This window comes from Streptomyces sp. NPDC127097 (assembly GCF_042724075.1).
In the GTDB taxonomy this organism is placed as follows: domain Bacteria; phylum Actinomycetota; class Actinomycetes; order Streptomycetales; family Streptomycetaceae; genus Streptomyces.
Genome location: NZ_JBHXFI010000004.1, coordinates 206,899 through 223,666 on the forward strand (window position 1 = coordinate 206,899; position 16,768 = coordinate 223,666).

Here is a 16,768-nt window from a genome sequence, read left to right on the forward strand (position 1 = left end):
TCAGGCTGAGTAGCGCCTCATTCCGTCGTCTGGAGAACAGCATGAGTGTCGATCTCGGTCCGCTGGTCATCGCTCGCCGCAGCGGCGGTGAGCCGATTCTGGCCAAGGGTGAAACCGTGGGCAGGCTGGGTGACTTCTGGAGCTGGGCGTGCTCCGATCTGGCCAACAACACCATGCGGGGTGTTCTGGCGGAGTACCTCGTGGCCACGGCGTTGGGTGCCGCCACCGGCACCCGCACCGAATGGGACACCGTGGACATCCGTACACCCGAGAAGTGGCGCGTCGAGGTCAAGTCGGCGGCTTATCTGCAGTCGTGGGCGCAGTCCCAGCCGTCGGACATCTCGTTCTCCATCGCGCCGGCCTCCGGCTGGGACGCACGGACCGGCACCGCCTCGGCCGAGGTGCTGCGCCGCTCCGATGTGTACGTCTTCTGCCTGCTGTACCACCAGGACAAGCAGACCCTCGATCCCCTCGACCTCGACCAGTGGACCTTCTACGTCCTGCCCACCCGGGTCCTGGATGAACGGTGCCCGGTCCAGAAGACCATCAGGCTGTCCAGCCTCAAGCGCCTCAGCCCGCTGGAGACCGACTTCGCCGGGTTGCCGATAGCAGTCGCCACCTGTGCCGAAGGGGCCCGATAGCCCACCCCAGCGCCCACCTCACCCCGCCCCTTCCGGCGTGAGTACCACGAACTCCGCGCCCGACGGGTCGGTGCAGACGGCGAGGCGGCCGACGCCCTCGGCGGTTTCGGGGCCCATGGAGAGGGTGCCGCCGTTGCCCGTCGCCAGGCCGACGGTGGCGTCGCAGTCCTGGCAGCCGAAGACCGGGTGCCAGTACGGCTTTCCGCCGGGGCCGAGCAGGTCCGCGGGGACGCCCATGAGGCCGCCGTGCATCCGTTCCTCGCTGCAACCGGCGGGGGTGAGCAGGGTGTAGGTGCCACCGCCGCCGGGGAGCGGCATGTCCTGGGTGCTCCAGCCGAAGACGGACTTGTAGAAGGTCTGGGCGGCGGCGGGATCGGTGGTGTAGAGCTCGGTCCAGACCAGCGTGCCCGGTCCGTCCGCGGCCTCGACGCCCGGGTACCTGGCCGGTTCCCAGACGGCGAACTCCGCCCCCTGCGGGTCCGTGAGCTGGGCGAGCCGCCCGTCGTCCGTGCCGGCGGCGGCCGGCGCCACGCGGACCGAGCCGCCCGCCCGCTCTACCGCTTTGGCCGTGGCGTCCGCGTCGGAGGTGTGGAAGTAGAGCGTCCAGGCGGAACGGGCGCCGTCCTCCGTCAGCGGGCCGACCGCGCCGACGACCTTGCCGTCCAGCCGGAAGAGGGTGTATCCGCCGGTGTCCCCGCCCGCGTCCCGGCCGCCGTGCGGTTCGGCCTGCCAGCCGAACACGGCCCGGTAGAAGGCCGTTGCGGCCTCGACGTCGGGGGCACCGAGGTCGAGCCAGCACGGGGAGCCGGGAACGAAGTCAGTAGTGATCATGGCGATTCCCTTCGCGGATCCTCTCTGCTGTCAGCCTGACATCCGGCACCGGCCCTCGCCCGTCGGCCGTGATTCGGCGTCCGTGCTCGCGCTTGCTAGCCTGACGCGCGCTCGTCAAGAACGATCGGCGAGCGCATCATCAATCGGATGCGCGTATAGGTACGCGCTCAGACGGCCGTCCAAGGGGGCGGCCGTCGCCACGGGGGAGAAATAGCTATGCAGTTTCGCCATGTCCGCGCTGTCGCCGCATGTGCACTGGTGGTCGTCGCGCTGACCGGTGCCCGGCATTCGCACGGCGGGGGCTGCGGCAACAGCCACAGCTCCAGCTCCACCTCCAGCGGCGGCTACAGCAGCAGCGACGGCGGTTACAGCAGCTCCGGGAGCAGCACCAGCAGCGGCACCACCACGGGCGGTTCGCCGACCGCCGGCTCCACCACGCCGCCCGAGTCGGACATCCGGATCACCGACTGCCAGGTCGACAGCGCGGCCGGGACGCTGAGCGCCGAGCTGAGCGTGACCAACGGCAACTCGCAGGGCACGGCGTCCTACAACGGCACCGTGCAGTTCACCGACGAGACCGGTGCCACCTTCGGCTCGGCGCAGATTTCCGTCAGCGGGGTGGCCGCCGGGCAGACCCGGCCCGCCTCGGTCTCCGGCACCTTCCTCAAGGGCCCCGGCGGCCAGGGGCCGGGCTCGGGCAAGTGCAAGCTGGGCCAGGTCTGGAAGACGAACAGCTGAGGCACCCAACGGGCTGACACGGTCGCGGACTTCAGGGCCGCGGCCGGTACAGCTCCTTGGCGATGATCGAGCGCTGCACCTCCGTGGCGCCCTCGTAGATGCGCGGCGCCCGGACCTCGCGGTAGAGGTGCTCCAGCAGATGCCCGCGGCGCAGCGCGCGGGCGCCGTGGATCTGCACGGCGGTGTCGACGACGTACTGGGCGGTCTCGGTCGCCAGCAGTTTGGCCATCGCCGAGCGACGGGCGATGTCGGGGGCTCCGGTGTCGTACGCGGAGGCCGCCGCGTAGACCAGGAGGCGGGCGGACTCGACCCGGGTGGCCATCTCGGCGAGCTGGTGGCCGACGGACTGGAGGTCCTTGAGGGGGCCGCCGAACGCGGTGCGCGCGCCCGCATGCGTCAGCGCCGCCTCCAGCGCGGCCTGCGCCATGCCGACCGCGAAGGCGCCGACGCTCGGCCGGAAGAGATTCAGCGTGGCCATCGCGACGGCGAATCCGCCGTCCACCTCGCCCAGCACGTCCTCCCTGGTCACCGGCGTGCCGTCGAAGACCAGCGTGCCGATCGGATGCGGGCTGAGCATGTCCAGGTGCTCGCCGGTCAGGCCCGCGCGGTCGGCGGGGACGAGGAAGGCGGTGACCCCGCGCGCCCCCGCCGCGCCGCCCGTCCGGGCGAAGACGGTGGCGAAGTCGGCCTCGGGGGCGTTGGAGATCCAGCACTTCTCGCCGGTGAGCCGCCAGCCGTCCGGGCCGTCCGGCTCGGCGGCCAGGGACAGCGCGGCGGCGTCCGAGCCCGCGCCCGGCTCGCTCAGCGCGAAGGACGCGACCGCCCGGCCGGCGGCCACCTCCGGCAGCCAGCGGGCCCGCTGGGCCGCGGTCCCGGACTGCACCACCGGGTAGGCCCCCAGGCCCTGTAGTGCCAGCGCGGTCTCCGCCTCCGTGCACTCCTGGGCGAGGGATTCCCGCAGCAGGCACAGGTCCAGGGCGCGCAGCGCGCCGTCGGCGGGGAACAGACGGCGCAGCAGGCCCAGTTCACCGAGCGCGGCGATCAGCGGGCGGTTGACCCGGCCCTCCTCGCCCTTCCCGGCCAGCGGACTCAGCCGTTCGGCGGTCAGCGCGCGGAGTTCGGCGCACCATTCCTGCTCGTCCGGTCCCAGCGCGAATACGGTCACGAGGCGGCTCCCTGGTAGCGGTCCTCTATCGCGGTCTGTTGACTGCCGTCACGAACACGTTACGCTGACGACGGATCCGATCGGCAGTCCTCGACCGCAGAACGCGCAGCAAACCGAGCAGTCCCCGATCCCGGCCGCCCGTCGGCCACCCCGCCCAAGGGGGCACCCGTCATGGAGCTACGGTCCTCGGCCCATACCGACACCTTCGCGCGCGACCGGCTGCCGCCCCACGACCAGTGGCCGCACCTCACCGATCTGGGCTATCCCGACCGGCTGAACTGCGGCGCCGAGCTGCTGGACGGCACCATCGCCCGGCTCGGCGCCGACCGGCCCGCGGTCCGCGACGCGAGCGGCCCGGTCTGGACGTACGGTCAGCTGCGCGCCCAGGTGGACGCGATCGCCCATGCTCTCACCGACCGGCTGGGGGTACGGCCGGGCAACCGCGTCCTGCTGCGCGGTCCCACCACGCCCTGGCTGGCCGCCTGCTGGCTGGCCGTGATGAAGGCGGGGGCGGTCGCGGTGACGGTGCTGGCCACCCAGCGCCCCCAGGAGCTCGCCACGATCTGTGCGATCGCGCAGGTGCGGTTCGCGCTGTGCGAGGTGCGGGCCGTCGGCGATCTCGCCAAGGCCGGGGTGCCGGGGCTGCGGATCACGACGTACGGCGGGGACGGGCCGGACGATCTGCGGCAGCTCGCCCGGCCGGGCGGCACGCCCTACGAGGCCGTGGCGACCGCCGCCGACGATGTCGCGCTGATCGCCTTCACCTCGGGCACCACCGGGCGCCCGAAGGGCTGTATGCACTTCCACCGCGATGTGCTCGCCATCGCGGACACCTTCTCGGCGCAGGTGCTGCGCCCGGAGCCGGACGATGTGTTCGCCGGCAGTCCGCCGCTCGGTTTCACCTTCGGCCTCGGCGGACTGGTCATCTTCCCGCTGCGGGCGGGCGCGTCGGCCTTTCTCGCCGACTGGGGCGGGCCCAAGCAGCTGCTCGGCGATATCGCGGCGCACCGGATCTCGGTGCTGTTCACCGCGCCGACCGCCTATCGCGCGATGCTGCCCGAGCTCGCCGCGCACGACGTGTCCTCGCTGCGCCGGTGCGTGTCGGCCGGGGAGAATCTGCCGGCCGCGACCTGGCAGGACTGGCACGCGGCGACCGGTCTGCGGATCATCAACGGCATCGGCGCCACCGAGCTGCTGCACATCTTCATCGCGGCCGCCGACGACGCCATCCGCCCCGGGATGACGGGACTGCCGGTCCCCGGCTTCCAGGCGCGGGTGGTGGGCCCGGACGGCGCACCGCTGCCGGACGGCGCGCCGGGGCTGCTGGCGGTCCGCGGGCCGACCGGCTGCCGCTATCTCGCGGACGCCCGGCAGACGGAGTACGTCCGCGACGGCTGGAACCTCACCGGCGACACCTACGTCCGCGAACCCGACGGCTACTTCCGCTATGTGGCCCGCGCGGACGACATGATCATCTCGGCGGGGTACAACATCGCGGGTCCCGAGGTGGAGGACGCGCTGCTGCGGCACCCCGATGTGACCGAGGCGGCGGTGGTGGGCCGGCCCGACGAGGACCGCGGGCAGGTGGTGATCGCCCATGTGGTGCTGCGGGACGGCGTCCCCCAGGGTGACGACACCGTCGCCGCGCTGCGCGCCTTCACCAAGACCCGTATCGCGCCCTACAAATGCCCGCGCGAGATCGTCTTCCACACCTCGCTGCCGCGCACCCCGACCGGCAAGCTCCAGCGTTTCCGGCTGCGGGAACCCGATCTAGAGTGACCCGGTGAACGACCCGCACACGCAGCGCACCCCACGGTCCCTGATCGTCACGTTCTACGGCGCCTACGGGCGCGGCGAACCCGGCGCCCCGGGCGGCCCGGCCGCGCCGGTGCCGGTGGCCGCCCTGATCCGGCTGCTCGGTGCGCTCGGGGTCGATCCGCCGTCGGTGCGCTCCGCGGTCTCCCGGCTCAAGCGGCGCGAGCTGCTGACCCCCGCCCGGACGGCCTCCGGCGCGGCCGCGTACGGGCTGTCCGACGCGGCGCGCCAGCTGCTGGACGACGGCGACCGCCGGATCTTCGGCCGGCCGGCCGCGCGGCTGTCCGACGGCTGGGTGCTGGCCGTCTTCTCCGTGCCCGAGGAGGAGCGGCACAAGCGCCATCTGCTGCGCTCCCGGCTGGCCCGGCTCGGCTTCGGCACCGCCGCGCCGGGTGTGTGGATCGCCCCCGCGCAGCTCTACGAGGAGACCCGGCACACCCTGGAGCGGCTGCAACTGGACCGGTACGTCGACCTGTTCACCGGTACGCACGCCGGCTTCGCCCCCACGGCGGACGCGGTCGCCCGCTGGTGGGACCTGGACGCCATCGCCGCACAGCACCGCGCCTTCCTCGACGAGCAGGAACCGGTCCTCCAGCGCTGGTCGCGGCGCCGCTCGGTGCCCCCCGAGGCGGCCTACCGCGACTATCTGCTGGCGCTGGACGCCTGGCGCCGGCTGCCGTACGCGGATCCCGGACTGCCCTCTCCCCTCCTGCCTGAGGACTGGCCGGGCGGCCGCGCGGCGGAGGTGTTCGGCCGGCTGCACGCCAAACTCCGGGACGCCGGGGCCCCCTACGCGCACGAGGCGATGACCGGGGCATAGCGGGCCCCCGCACACCGGCCTCAGCGGCGGCGCTGCTGGGCCCCCACCTTGACGCCCGAGCGCGGCCGGGCGGCGGCGATCACGGAGACCACGTCCTTGAAGGAGCCGCACATCCGGGTGCCGGCGACCCCGGCGAGCTCACCGAACGTACCGACGCCGTAGGTCACCGCGACCGGCTCCATGCGCGCGGTGACCGCCATCCTCATGTCCCCCACGGTGTCCCCCACATACGCGCTCTGCCAGGCCGCGACGCCGAGCCGGCCGGCCGCCCGCAGCACCATCTCCGGGTGCGGCTTGCCGCGCCGGACCATGTCCTGGCCGATGACCGGGCCGACCAGGTCGCGGATGCCCATGACGTCCAGCAGCGCCTCCGCGCTGCGGGTGGTCTTGGACGTGGCGACGGCCAGCTCGACCCCGTGGGCGCGCAGCGCGGACAGCCCCGCGGTCACGCCCGGGAAGAGCAGCTGCGGCCCCAGGCACAGCACTTCGTAGGCGAACAGTTCGCGGTAGCGGGAGATCGCGGCCTGCACCCGGCCGTCGTCCTCGGGCCTGCCCAGCAGCCGCCCGAAGGCGGGGCCGGGAGGCTTGCCGATCGCGGCGGCCGCCTGCCGGGCGGTCACCGAACATCCCTGCTCCGCGGCCACCTTGATCAGCAGTTTGCTGATCGCGGGGAGGGTGTTGGCGAGGGTGCCGTCCAGGTCGAAGACGGCGGCCCGGATCGTCTCACCTCCGGCGCCCCGTACACCTCTCACGGGACGTTCGCCGACTTCCGTTGCTACGCGCATGGCTGGAGACCTTTCCGGATTCCGATGGGGGGTGCAGGGGCTCGGGTGACGTTGCTGGCTCGGCTGATGGGGCGGCCTGTGGTCGACGACTGGCAACGGCAGCGGCGGTCTCGCCATGGCGCACCGCCGTCCAGGGCGGCACGCAACCGTCGAGGCGGCGCATCGGAAGGGAACGTCCCGTTTACCGCCTTCGGAGATTTAAAAACCGCCTGCGCTGTTTGTCAATGCATCCCCGTCTCCCCTGACGGGTCGACAACGCCCCTTTGCGCAGCCAGACTGGGGGGCACATGCCCCCGGGAGGCGCCGAGCGCTGAAACGAGCGAAAGATCGTCACCTTCGCGTCAGGGCCCGCCAGTTCCGGCCAATCCCGTGGAGCATATCGAACCGCATGGTTGGTTTTCTATGTAGACTGCAATGAGCTCGCAGCCGTACTAGAGACGGGACGGACACCGTGCCCACCCAGCATCGCGCCATCCAGAGCCGCCAGGCACTCATCCGCTCGGCCGCAGAGACCTTCCTGGAGAAGGGGGTTCCCGCAGCGGGCATGGTCGAGATCAGCCGGCGGGCCCGGCTGAGCAAGGGAGCGCTCTACTTCCACTTCACCTCGAAGGACGACCTCACGCTCGCGGTGCGGGACGCGGCACTGGAGTCCCTACAGGAGCTCGAGGACGCCTTCACCCGCTCGACGCAGCCACTGACCACCGCCGTACGGGACTTCACCACCGCGCTGTTCGGCCGGGTGGAGTCGGACGCGGTGCTCCGCGCCGGCTTGCAGCTGCGGCCGGAGACCGCGCCGGGACTCGGTATCTACGCCCTGGAGCAGCGCTGGTATGCGCTGTTTCTCGACAAAGCGGTGACCTGTGGGACCGGCGGGCCGGCCGGCCCGCATGCGACGGACACCGAACCGCGGCGCACGGCCCAGCTGTTGACCTCGATCGTGGTCGGCCTGCTGCATCTGGGCGGTGAGGACGGGACGTGGTGGGACCACGAGGCCATCGTCGACCTGTGGGCGCTGCTGCCGGCCGCACCGGGCCGGATCCCGGCCGCAGTCCCGGCTCCGGCGCAGCTTCCGGCGGCCGGCTGAACCGGGCGCCCCCGACCCGCCCCGGTTCTGTGCCCCCGCTTCACAACTCGACCAGCACGGCCCCGATATGACGACCCTGCGTCAGTTCGCGCAGCGCCCTCGGCGCCTGCTCGATCCCCTTCAGAAGGGCATGCGGGAAGACCAGCGTGCCCTCCCGCAGGCCCTGGCCGAACTCCTTCGTCCACTCCTGCGGCAGGTCCGGATGGGCATACAGCCCGAACCCGCGCAGGGCCACCCGCCGCGTGATGATCAGCCCCGCGTCCAGCTCCACCGGGGCGATGCCGCCGCGGTCCCCGCCCAGCTGACTGGAGAGCGCGCCGACCAGCGCGAACCGCGCATCGGGGCGGGCCACCGCGAGCGCCGCCGTCAGCTGTTCGCCGCCGACGGTGTCCAGCAGCACATCGATACCGCCCGGTGCGGCCCGCCGCAGCTGCCGCTCGATCGGCCCGGCGCCGCGCACGATCGTGTCGTCGTAGCCCAACTCGGCGCGCAGCCGCGCGGCCTTGCGCTCCGAGCCGGTGCTGCCGACGACCCGCCCGGCGCCCAGCCGCCGGGCGAGCTGCCCGGCCATGCTGCCCACGCCGCCCGCCGCACCGCTGACGAACACGGTGTCCCCCGGCCTGACCTCGGCGGCCAGGCGCAGCGCACCCCAGGCGACGGCCCCCTGCGACAGATGGGCGGCGGCGGTCGGCAGCGCGTCCGGGGCCAGGCGCCGTACGCGCGACTCCTCCACCGCCGCGAACTCCCGCCATCCGCAGGGGTGATGGACCAGTTCGCCGGGGGTGAAGCCGCCTCCGGGCGCCGCCACCACCTCGCCGACCGCCGAGCCCCACAGCGCCTCGCCCGGTACGAATGAGGGCATCGGCAGCCGGATTCCGGTCATCTGCGACCGCATCGCCGCGGTCACCGCCATCACGCGGTTGCGCACCAGCACCTCCCCCGCCCGCGGCTCGGGCACGGAGACCTCGGCGATCGTGAAGTGGCGTGCCGACAGTTCGCCTTCGACCTGGGACGCGAGCCGGACCTCGCGGTGTACGGCGGGTATGGCGGGGACGACGGTGGGGGACATCGGACAGCTCCTCGCGCTCGTAGCACTCGATGGTGCCGCCCCGGAGGACGGCACCCGTTCACACCCGAGGGGCCCGCCACCGGACCGGGCGCAAATTCAATACCGCATGGTTGGCTTCTTTATGATGCGGAAATAGACTGCGCGGCCACGGGCAGCGGGTCGCACTCAGGCACAACAACTCCAAGAGAGCATACGGAGGATGATCGGTGGTCAAGCAGGAACGCGCAGTGCGCACCCGACGCGCCGTCCTCGAAGCAGCGGCTCATGTCATCGGCACCCGCGGGTACCAGGCCGCCACGATGGCCGAGATCATCCAGCGCGCCGGGGTCACCAAGGGGGCGGTGTACTTCCACTTCACGTCCAAGGACGCACTGGCCCGCGCGGTCATAACGGAGCAGACCGACCCCTTTCTGCCACAGGTCAGCGAGTCCCGGCTCCAGGACGCCATCGACTTCACCCACCAGGTGGCGCTGGCGCTGCGCAGCGACCCGTTGCTCCAGGCCGGCACGCGGATCGCGGTGGAGACGACCTTCAGCGAGGATCCGCTGGTGCCGTACCAGGCGTGGACCGACATCATCACCACGATGTTCACCGAGGCCCGGGACAACGGGGAATTACTGCCCGGTGTGGCACCGGACCGGGCGGCCGAGTTCTTCGTCGCCGCCTACATGGGCGTGCAGTTGTTCTCGCGCGCCGCGACCAACCGCGCCGATCTCCCGGAGCGGGTCACGGCCCTGTGGAAGCACACGCTTCCGGGCCTCGCGTCGCCCGGTGCGCTGAGCCATCTGGATCCGCACGGACGCTGCGTCAAGATCTCGGTCTGACGCCCGGGGTCACCGCCCTGGCGGAGCCGCCGGCTCCTTCCCGGCCCTGGAAAACAAACCACATGGTCCGTATCTTAGGGTTTTTGGGACGTGACCAAGCCTCAGCCCGTCAGGGCGCTGAGAGCCGCTCCACAGAAAGGAACCACCTATGGCCAGCGCCACGCTCACGCCGTACTTGCGCGATCAGCGCCACGACATCGGAGGCGGATCCGCCGACGGAATCCGACCGTCGTCGCTCACCACGACCGTGCCGCGTGAGTATGTGCACCGCAACGCGGTGTCCGAGGTGTTCCTGACGAACTGGCGGCGTGACGGGGCCGACGGCTGGGTGGTCAGCGCCCAGTGGCCGCGCGCCCACACCTTCTACGGGCCACTGCACGGGATGCACGACCCGATCCTGCTGATAGAGACCGTGCGGCAGGCCGGGATATTACTGAGCCATGTCGGGCACCGGGTGCCGCTCGACCACCCGATCATCTGGCAGCGGGTCCGCTACGACCTCGCGCCGCAGGCACTGCGCACCGCGCAGCACCCCGCCGAGGTCGAACTGCACATCACCGACCGCGACATGGTCCACCGCGGCAAGCGGCTGGTCAGCGCCCTCCAGGAGTTCCGGATCCGGTGCGACGGCGCCGAGCTGGCCTCCGCGACGCTCGACTACTCCTGTCACAGCCCGGCCGTCTACCGTCGGCTGCGCGGCGAGTACGGCGATCTGGCGCTCGCCAACTCCCGTACGCTGCCGCTGCCCGAGGCCGTGCGCCCGCAGCTGGTCGCCCGGGAACACGACCGCGATGTGGTGCTCTCCCCCACCGACCGCCCCGACCGCTGGCAACTGCGGGTGGACACCTCGCACCCCGTTCTCTTCGACCACCCCGTGGACCACGCCCCCGGCATGCTGATGGTCGAGGCCGCCCGGCAGGCCGCGCAGGCCATCACGCCCGGCTTCACCCTGCCGGTCTCGATGGAGTGCTCCTTCTCGCGCTACGCCGAACTCGACGCGCCGACCTGGGTGCAGGCCCGGACCACCGGCCGGGACGACGACGACCGCCGCCAGGTCGAGGTCGCCGTCGAACAGCACGGCCAGCCGGTCGTCTCGGCGCAGGTCAGCTGCGTACCGACGCCCTGACCGGCCCCCCGGCCGGCCGCCGCACCGGCCCGCCGGCCCGCTGACCCTCTCCGCCGGCCCGCCGCTGTCCTTCCGGACCGGCCCCGCCAACGGCCCCGCCCCGCTGCCCGGCCTCCCCGTCACCGCAGCGTGAGGCGGGGCTTCGGCGCGTCCGTGCGTCCGGTGGGCGGGGTGCGGCTGCCCGCCTGGTAGGGCAGCGGCCAGGGCGCGCCCGGCCCCGCGTACCCCTGCTCGGCGGCGGCGTGCAGCGTCCAGTGCGGGTCGTACAGATGCGGCCGGGCCAGCGCGCACAGGTCCGTACGTCCGGCCAGCACCAGGGAGTTGACGTCGTCCCAGGAGGAGATGGCGCCGACCGCGATGACCGGCACACCGAGGGTGTTGCGGATGCGGTCGGCGAACGGGGTCTGGTAGGAGCGGCCGAAGTCGGGACGCTCGTCGGGCACCACCTGCCCGGTGGACACATCGATGGCGTCGGCGCCGTGCGCGGCGAAGGCCCGCGCCATCGCCACCGCGTCCGCCGCGGTGGTGCCGCCGTCCGCCCAGTCGGTCGCGGAGATCCGGACCGTCATCGGGCGCCCGGCCGGCCAGACGGCCCGGACCGCGTCGAAGACCTCCAGCGGGAAGCGCAGCCGGCCGGTGAGATCGCCGCCGTAGGCGTCGGTGCGGTGGTTGGTGAGCGGGGAGAGGAAGCCGGAGAGCAGATAGCCGTGGGCGCAGTGGAGTTCGAGCAGGTCGAAGCCGGCCCGGGCGGCGGACTCGGCGGCCTGGACGAATTGTTCGCGGAGGGTGGCGAGTTCGGGTTCGGTCAGGGCGTGCGGGGTCTGGTTGACACCGGCGCGGTAGGGCAGTGCGGAGGGCGCCACGAGGGGCCAGTTGCCGTCCGGGAGCGGCTGGTCGATGCCGTCCCACATCAGCCGGGTGGAGCCCTTGCGGCCGGAGTGGCCCAGCTGGACACCGATGGCGGTGCCGGGGGCGGAGGTGTGCACGAAGTCGGTGACCCGGCGCCAGGCCGTCTCGTGCTCCGGCGCGTACAGCCCCGTGCAGCCGGGCGTGATCCGCCCCTCGGGGCTGACGCACACCATCTCCGTCATCACCAGTCCGGCCCCGCCCAGCGCGCGGGCGCCGAGGTGGACGAGGTGGAAGTCGCCTGGGGTGCCGTTGTTGTCGGCGGCGGAGTACATGTCCATCGGGGAGACCACGACGCGGTTGCGCAGGGTCAGCTCTCCCAGCCGGAACGGCAGGAACATCGGGGGTGTGCCGGGCGGGGTGCCCGCCTCGTCCTCGACGGCCGCGACGAATCCGGGGTCGCGCAGCCGCAGGTTGTCGTGGGTGACGCGGCGGCTGCGGGTGAGGAGGTTGAACGCGAACTGGTGCGGCGGCTGGTCGAGGTAGGTGGCCAGCTCCTCGAACCAGGCGAGGCTGGCGCGGGCCGCACGCTGGGTGGACGCGACCACGGGGCGGCGCTCCTCCTCGTACGCGGCCAGCGCACGGGCCGTGTCGGGCTGCTCCTCAAGACAGGCCGCCAGCGCCAGGGCGTCCTCGACGGCGAGCTTGGTGCCGGAGCCGATGGAGAAGTGCGCGGTGTGCGCGGCATCGCCGAGCAGCACGGTGTTGCCGTGCGACCAGCGGTCGTTGACGACCGTGCGGAAGGCGGTCCAGCCGGAGTTGTTGCCGCGCAGCGAGCGGCCGCGCAGGGCGTCGGTGAAGACCTTGGCGCACCACTCGGCCGACTCGCGCTCATCGCAGCGGTCGAGCCCGGCCGAACGCCAGACCTCCTCGCGCATCTCGACGATGACCGTGCTGGCGCCGTCCGCCGGGCCCTCCGGCCGGGCGAAGGGGTAGGCGTGGAGCTGTACGACGCCGTGCTCGGTCTCCGCGATCTCGAAGCGGAAGGCGTCGAAGGCGAAGTCGGCGGCGAGCCAGATGTAGCGGCAGCGGTGGGTGGTCAGCCGCGGGCGGAAGGCGTCGGCGTGTGCGGTGCGGGTCGTGCTGTGCACCCCGTCGGCGGCGATCACCAGGTCGTACGCACCGGCCAGTTCGGCGGCGGGCGGGGCCTCGGTGCGGAAGCGCAGCGCGATGCCGAGGTCGCGGCAGCGCCGGTGGAGCACGGCCAGCAGCCGGCGCCGGCCGAGCGCCGCGAAGCCGTGTCCGCCGGAGGTCAGGGTGCGGCCCCGGTGGACGATGTCGATGTCGTCCCAGCGCACGAACTCCGCCTGGAGGGCGCGGTAGACCTCCGGGTCGGCGTGCTCGATACCGCCGAGGGTCTCGTCGGAGAGCACGACGCCGAAGCCGAAGGTGTCGTCGGGCGCGTTGCGCTCCCATACGGTGATCTCGCGGGTGGGGTCAAGGCGCTTGAGCAGCACCGCGGCGTACAGCCCGCCCGGCCCGCCGCCGATGACGGCGACCCGCATGGCTATTTCCCCTGCCACTTGGGGGCCCGCTTCTCGGTGAAGGCGGCGTGGAATTCCGCGTAGTCGTCGCTGTTCATCAGCAGCGCCTGGGTGGCGGCGTCCATCTCCACGGCGGCGGCCAGCGGCATGTCGAGCTCGGCGGTGAGCAGCGCCTTGGTCTGGGCGTGTGCCATCGCCGGCCCCTCGGCGAGCCGCCGGGCGAGCGCCGCGGCCGCCTCGTCGGCCCGGCCCTCCTCGGCCAACTCGCTGATCAGGCCGAGGCGTTCGGCCTCCGGCGCGCGGACGGTGTCGCCGAGCATCAGCAGCCGGGTGGCGTGGCCGAGGCCGATGACGCGGGGCAGGAGATAGGCCGCGCCCATGTCACCGCCGGACAGTCCGACCCGGGTGAAGAGGAAGGCGAACCGGGCGGACGGGTCGGCGACCCGGAAGTCCGCGGCCAGCGCGAGCACCGCGCCCGCGCCCGCCGCGACCCCGTGCACCGCCGCGATCACCGGGAAGGGGCACTCCCGCACCGCCCGGACGACCTGCCCGGTCATCCGGTTGAAGTCCAGCAGCTGGGCGGTGTCCATGCCGAGGGTGGCGCCGATGATCTCCTCGACGTCGCCGCCGGAGCAGAATCCGCGCCCCTCCCCCGCGAGCACCAGGGCACGTACGGAACGCTCCCTGGACAGCTCGGCGAGCAGGTCACGGAGGTCGGCGTATGCCTCGAAGGTGAGCGCGTTGAGCTTGTCCGGGCGCGCCAGGGTGACGGTGGCGACCCCGTCCTGCCGCGTCACACGAAGGTGCTGCCAGGTCTCGGTACTGCGGGCGGATCCTGCGAACGGGCTCATCGGGCTGCCTGCCCCCTTTGGCCGGGTCGGCCGGTGGATGCTGTTCCGGATGCCCCTCGAAGTTATCACTCCTTCATGACTGTCGTCATGAGAACGCGATACGACACGGGCGCGCGACGGCGTCCCGCCACCCGCCGGGGCCGTCGGGGTGAACCCGCCGAAGGTCCCGGCCGCCGCATGACCTAGGTCATCCGATCCCCGGCCGCTCGCCCCTGATCCCCCGCCTCCGGGCTTTCTACGGTGGAAACACCCGATCCCGTCTCAGGCCGCCGACCCGGCCTTTCGCGAACGGACGCACCGCGCATGCTGGAACCGCCCACCCCTGTGACCTGGCGCATCGCGCTGCCGCGCGGCGCGACCGCCGTCCCCATCGCCCGTGCGATGGTCCGGACCGCCATGCAGGATCTCCGGGTGACGGCCGACCGGACCACTGCTCAACTACTGACCGCGGAGCTGGTCACCAACGTGCTCAAGCACACCTGCGGCGCCGGCCCCATCGAGCTGGTGGTGGAACAGCGGCCGGCGGGCTGCCGGATCGAGGTGCACGACGACAGCCCGATGCTCGTGAAGGGCTTGGGCGATCCGGTCCCGCTGCGGGAGCCGGGGGCGGCGGTGGTGGGGGGAGCGGGTGGTGGCGCGCCGGGCGGCACGTCGGATGAGCCGTCGGGTGGCACGTCGCCGGCCGATGGCCAGGTCCCGGTGCAGCGGGCGGAGGAGGCCGTGCAGCCGGGAGCCGATCGCGACACCTACGCCGAGGGCTCCCCGGGCTCCCGTTCCGCGGACGACGCCGATGCGGATGCTGATGCCGACACCGAGGCCGACACCGACGCCCCCTCCCCCGCCCCGGTCTCCGACAGCGACCACGACGGTCGCGGTCTGCTGCTGATCCGGTCGCTCAGCGCGGCCTCCGGCTGTCGCCCGACGCCGCGCGGCAAGGCCGTCTGGTTCACCCTTCCCGAGCTGCGTCGCCCGCGCCGACGCTGACGGCGGCCGCGTCGGCACCGGTCGCATCGGCATCGACCGCGTCGGCGTCGGCCCCCTGGCCCTGCGACGCAGCAGCGAGCCGCGAGCGGCGGCGCCCGTAGCACGCGTAGACCAGCGCACCGGCCACCAGGAACCCGGCGAACTGGAGCCAGGTCGCCGGACCGGTGCCGTAGATCAGATAGAGGCAGAAGCCGATGCCGAGCACCGGGCTGACCGGGAAGAGCGGGACGCGGAAGCGGCGCGGCAGATCGGGGCGGGTGCGGCGGAGCACCACCACGCTGAGGTTGACCACCGCCATGACCGCCAGCGTCCCGATGGTCGACAGGTTCATCACCGCGTCCAACGGGACGACCGCGGCAGGCACGGCGAAGACGACCGCGACGATCCAGGTGTTGGCGACGGGGGTGGACGTCCGGGGCGAGACCCGCTCGAAGATCCGCGGGACCAGGCCGTCCCGCGCCATCGACATCAGGATGCGGGTCTGGCCGTACATGACCGCGAGGACGACCGAGGCGATGGCGACGACGGCGCCGAACGCGATCACCCCGCCGCCGAGCGCCGAGTCGGTGACGTGGTTGACGATCAGCGAGAGCGCGGCGGGCCGGCCGCCGACCTCGTCCGCGGAGAGCGCGCCGATGGCGGAGACCGCGACCAGGCAGTACAGGACGGTGACCACACCGATGCAGACCATGATCGCGACGGGGATGTTCCGGCGCGGGTCCCTGGCCTCCTCACCGGCCGTGGTGATCGCGTCGAAGCCGATGTACGAGAAGAACGCGAGCGAGGCGCCGGAGGTGATGCCGGCGACGCCCTCCGGGGCGAACGGCGACAGGTTGCCGGCCTGGAAGGCGCTGAAGCCGATCACGCAGAACAGGACCAGGATCGCGAGCTTCAGCACCGCCATCGCGGCGGTCGCGCGGGCGCTCTCCCGGATGCCGCGGACGAGCAGCAGCGCGGCGAGCAGCATCACGACGACGGCCGGGATGTTGACGATGCCGCCGGCGCCGGGCGGCTGGGAGAGCGCGTCCGGCAGCTGCCAGCCGGTCAGGCTGCCGAGCAGCTCATTGAGGTACTGGCCCCAGCCGACGGCGACCGCCGAGACCGAGATGCCGTATTCGAGCAGCAGGCACCAGCCGACGAGGAAGGCGAGGCGCTCGCCGAGGGTGGCGTAGGCGTAGGAGTAGGCGCTGCCGGACACCGGTATCGCGCCGCCCAGCTCCGCGAAGGAGAAGGCGGTGAAGACGCAGGTGACGGCCGCCAGGACGAAGGACACGATGACGGCGGGGCCGGCCTCGGCGACGGTGTCGGACAGACCGACGAAGATGCCGGTGCCGACGATGGCGCCGATGCCGAAGCAGATGAGCTGGAAGAGCCCCATGCTGCGCCGGAGGCCGTTGCCTTCGAGGTCCGCGCCCGATTCGGCGATGAGGAGGTCGGGCGATTTGATGCGCAGTCCGGACGGACGCAGGGAGGGCGGGCGCACGGTGTGGTGGTTCTCTCTCTGGTGGTGCGAGGCGCGCGGCGGGGGTGTGGCCACACACGGAGCGGGGTGGCGGCCCCTAGGTGCGGGCCCCCCGCCCGCCGAGAATGTTACAACCCCAAACCGCATATTTGGGCGGTTACTTGTTGTTGTATGTGGGTGGGG

Annotated in this window: 14 protein-coding genes and 1 pseudogene; 8 read left to right on the plus strand and 7 right to left on the minus strand. The window is 72.5% G+C overall.

What is annotated here, in order from left to right; genetic code table 11:
- The first annotated feature begins 41 nt into the window (after window positions 1–41).
- Entirely contained in the window at window positions 42–641 is a 600-nt protein-coding gene (locus tag ACFWJW_RS06115; RefSeq protein ID WP_387235602.1) for a hypothetical protein, read from the plus strand.
- 18 nt (window positions 642–659) lie between these two features.
- Here the strand turns inward: ACFWJW_RS06115 and ACFWJW_RS06120 are convergent, their stop codons facing one another.
- Window positions 660–1,472: a VOC family protein gene (locus ACFWJW_RS06120; protein WP_387235605.1), complete on the minus strand. Its 813-nt coding sequence runs from the start codon at window positions 1,470–1,472 to the stop codon at window positions 660–662.
- A gap of 216 nt (window positions 1,473–1,688) precedes the next feature.
- On the opposite strand from ACFWJW_RS06120, the gene ACFWJW_RS06125 reads away from it, so the two are divergent.
- Complete coding sequence (locus ACFWJW_RS06125) at window positions 1,689–2,210, plus strand: hypothetical protein (RefSeq protein ID WP_387235607.1); 522 nt, start codon at window positions 1,689–1,691, stop codon at window positions 2,208–2,210.
- A 31-nt stretch (window positions 2,211–2,241) separates the two neighbouring features.
- On the opposite strand, the gene ACFWJW_RS06130 is transcribed toward ACFWJW_RS06125, so the two are convergent.
- A complete protein-coding gene (locus tag ACFWJW_RS06130) occupies window positions 2,242–3,375 on the minus strand; it encodes an acyl-CoA dehydrogenase family protein (protein ID WP_387235610.1) in 1,134 nt (377 codons plus the stop codon).
- A gap of 171 nt (window positions 3,376–3,546) precedes the next feature.
- Here ACFWJW_RS06130 and ACFWJW_RS06135 point away from each other — a divergent pair, with 171 nt between their 5' ends.
- Window positions 3,547–5,154, plus strand: a complete 1,608-nt coding sequence (locus ACFWJW_RS06135; RefSeq protein WP_387235613.1) for an AMP-binding protein — start codon at window positions 3,547–3,549, stop codon at window positions 5,152–5,154.
- A 4-nt stretch (window positions 5,155–5,158) separates the two neighbouring features.
- On the plus strand, window positions 5,159–6,010 hold the full coding sequence (locus ACFWJW_RS06140; protein ID WP_387235615.1) for a PaaX family transcriptional regulator C-terminal domain-containing protein: 852 nt from the start codon (window positions 5,159–5,161) through the stop codon (window positions 6,008–6,010).
- Between the two features lie 20 nt (window positions 6,011–6,030).
- Here ACFWJW_RS06140 and ACFWJW_RS06145 read toward each other — a convergent pair whose 3' ends face one another.
- Window positions 6,031–6,795, minus strand: a complete 765-nt coding sequence (locus ACFWJW_RS06145) for an HAD family hydrolase (RefSeq protein WP_387235618.1) — start codon at window positions 6,793–6,795, stop codon at window positions 6,031–6,033.
- A 451-nt stretch (window positions 6,796–7,246) separates the two neighbouring features.
- On the opposite strand from ACFWJW_RS06145, the gene ACFWJW_RS06150 reads away from it, so the two are divergent.
- A complete protein-coding gene (locus ACFWJW_RS06150) occupies window positions 7,247–7,879 on the plus strand; it encodes a TetR family transcriptional regulator (RefSeq protein WP_387235621.1) in 633 nt (210 codons plus the stop codon).
- 40 nt (window positions 7,880–7,919) lie between these two features.
- Here the strand turns inward: ACFWJW_RS06150 and ACFWJW_RS06155 are convergent, their stop codons facing one another.
- On the minus strand, window positions 7,920–8,948 hold the full coding sequence (locus tag ACFWJW_RS06155) for an MDR family NADP-dependent oxidoreductase (protein WP_387235624.1): 1,029 nt from the start codon (window positions 8,946–8,948) through the stop codon (window positions 7,920–7,922).
- A 227-nt stretch (window positions 8,949–9,175) separates the two neighbouring features.
- On the opposite strand from ACFWJW_RS06155, the gene ACFWJW_RS06160 reads away from it, so the two are divergent.
- Entirely contained in the window at window positions 9,176–9,772 is a 597-nt protein-coding gene (locus ACFWJW_RS06160) for a ScbR family autoregulator-binding transcription factor (RefSeq protein WP_387235627.1), read from the plus strand.
- 148 nt (window positions 9,773–9,920) lie between these two features.
- Window positions 9,921–10,898 carry a ScbA/BarX family gamma-butyrolactone biosynthesis protein gene (locus ACFWJW_RS06165; protein WP_387235629.1) on the plus strand — a complete coding sequence of 326 codons (978 nt, stop codon included), beginning with the start codon at window positions 9,921–9,923 and terminating at the stop codon, window positions 10,896–10,898.
- Between the two features lie 119 nt (window positions 10,899–11,017).
- Here ACFWJW_RS06165 and ACFWJW_RS06170 read toward each other — a convergent pair whose 3' ends face one another.
- Window positions 11,018–13,309: a bifunctional salicylyl-CoA 5-hydroxylase/oxidoreductase gene (locus ACFWJW_RS06170; RefSeq protein WP_387235831.1), complete on the minus strand. Its 2,292-nt coding sequence runs from the start codon at window positions 13,307–13,309 to the stop codon at window positions 11,018–11,020.
- 2 nt (window positions 13,310–13,311) lie between these two features.
- Window positions 13,312–14,139, minus strand: a complete 828-nt coding sequence (locus tag ACFWJW_RS06175) for an enoyl-CoA hydratase family protein (protein WP_387235631.1) — start codon at window positions 14,137–14,139, stop codon at window positions 13,312–13,314.
- Window positions 14,140–15,003: 864 nt separating this feature from the next.
- Between ACFWJW_RS06175 and ACFWJW_RS06180 the strand changes: the two are divergent.
- A pseudogene (locus ACFWJW_RS06180) lies at window positions 15,004–15,123 on the plus strand (ATP-binding protein); the annotation flags it as partial.
- Here the strand turns inward: ACFWJW_RS06180 and ACFWJW_RS06185 are convergent.
- Window positions 15,086–16,591 (minus strand): amino acid permease, encoded by a 1,506-nt coding sequence (locus tag ACFWJW_RS06185; protein WP_387235834.1) that lies wholly within the window; start codon window positions 16,589–16,591, stop codon window positions 15,086–15,088. The pseudogene ACFWJW_RS06180 and the gene ACFWJW_RS06185 sit on opposite strands and share 38 nt — an antisense overlap.
- Window positions 16,592–16,768: the final 177 nt, after the last annotated feature.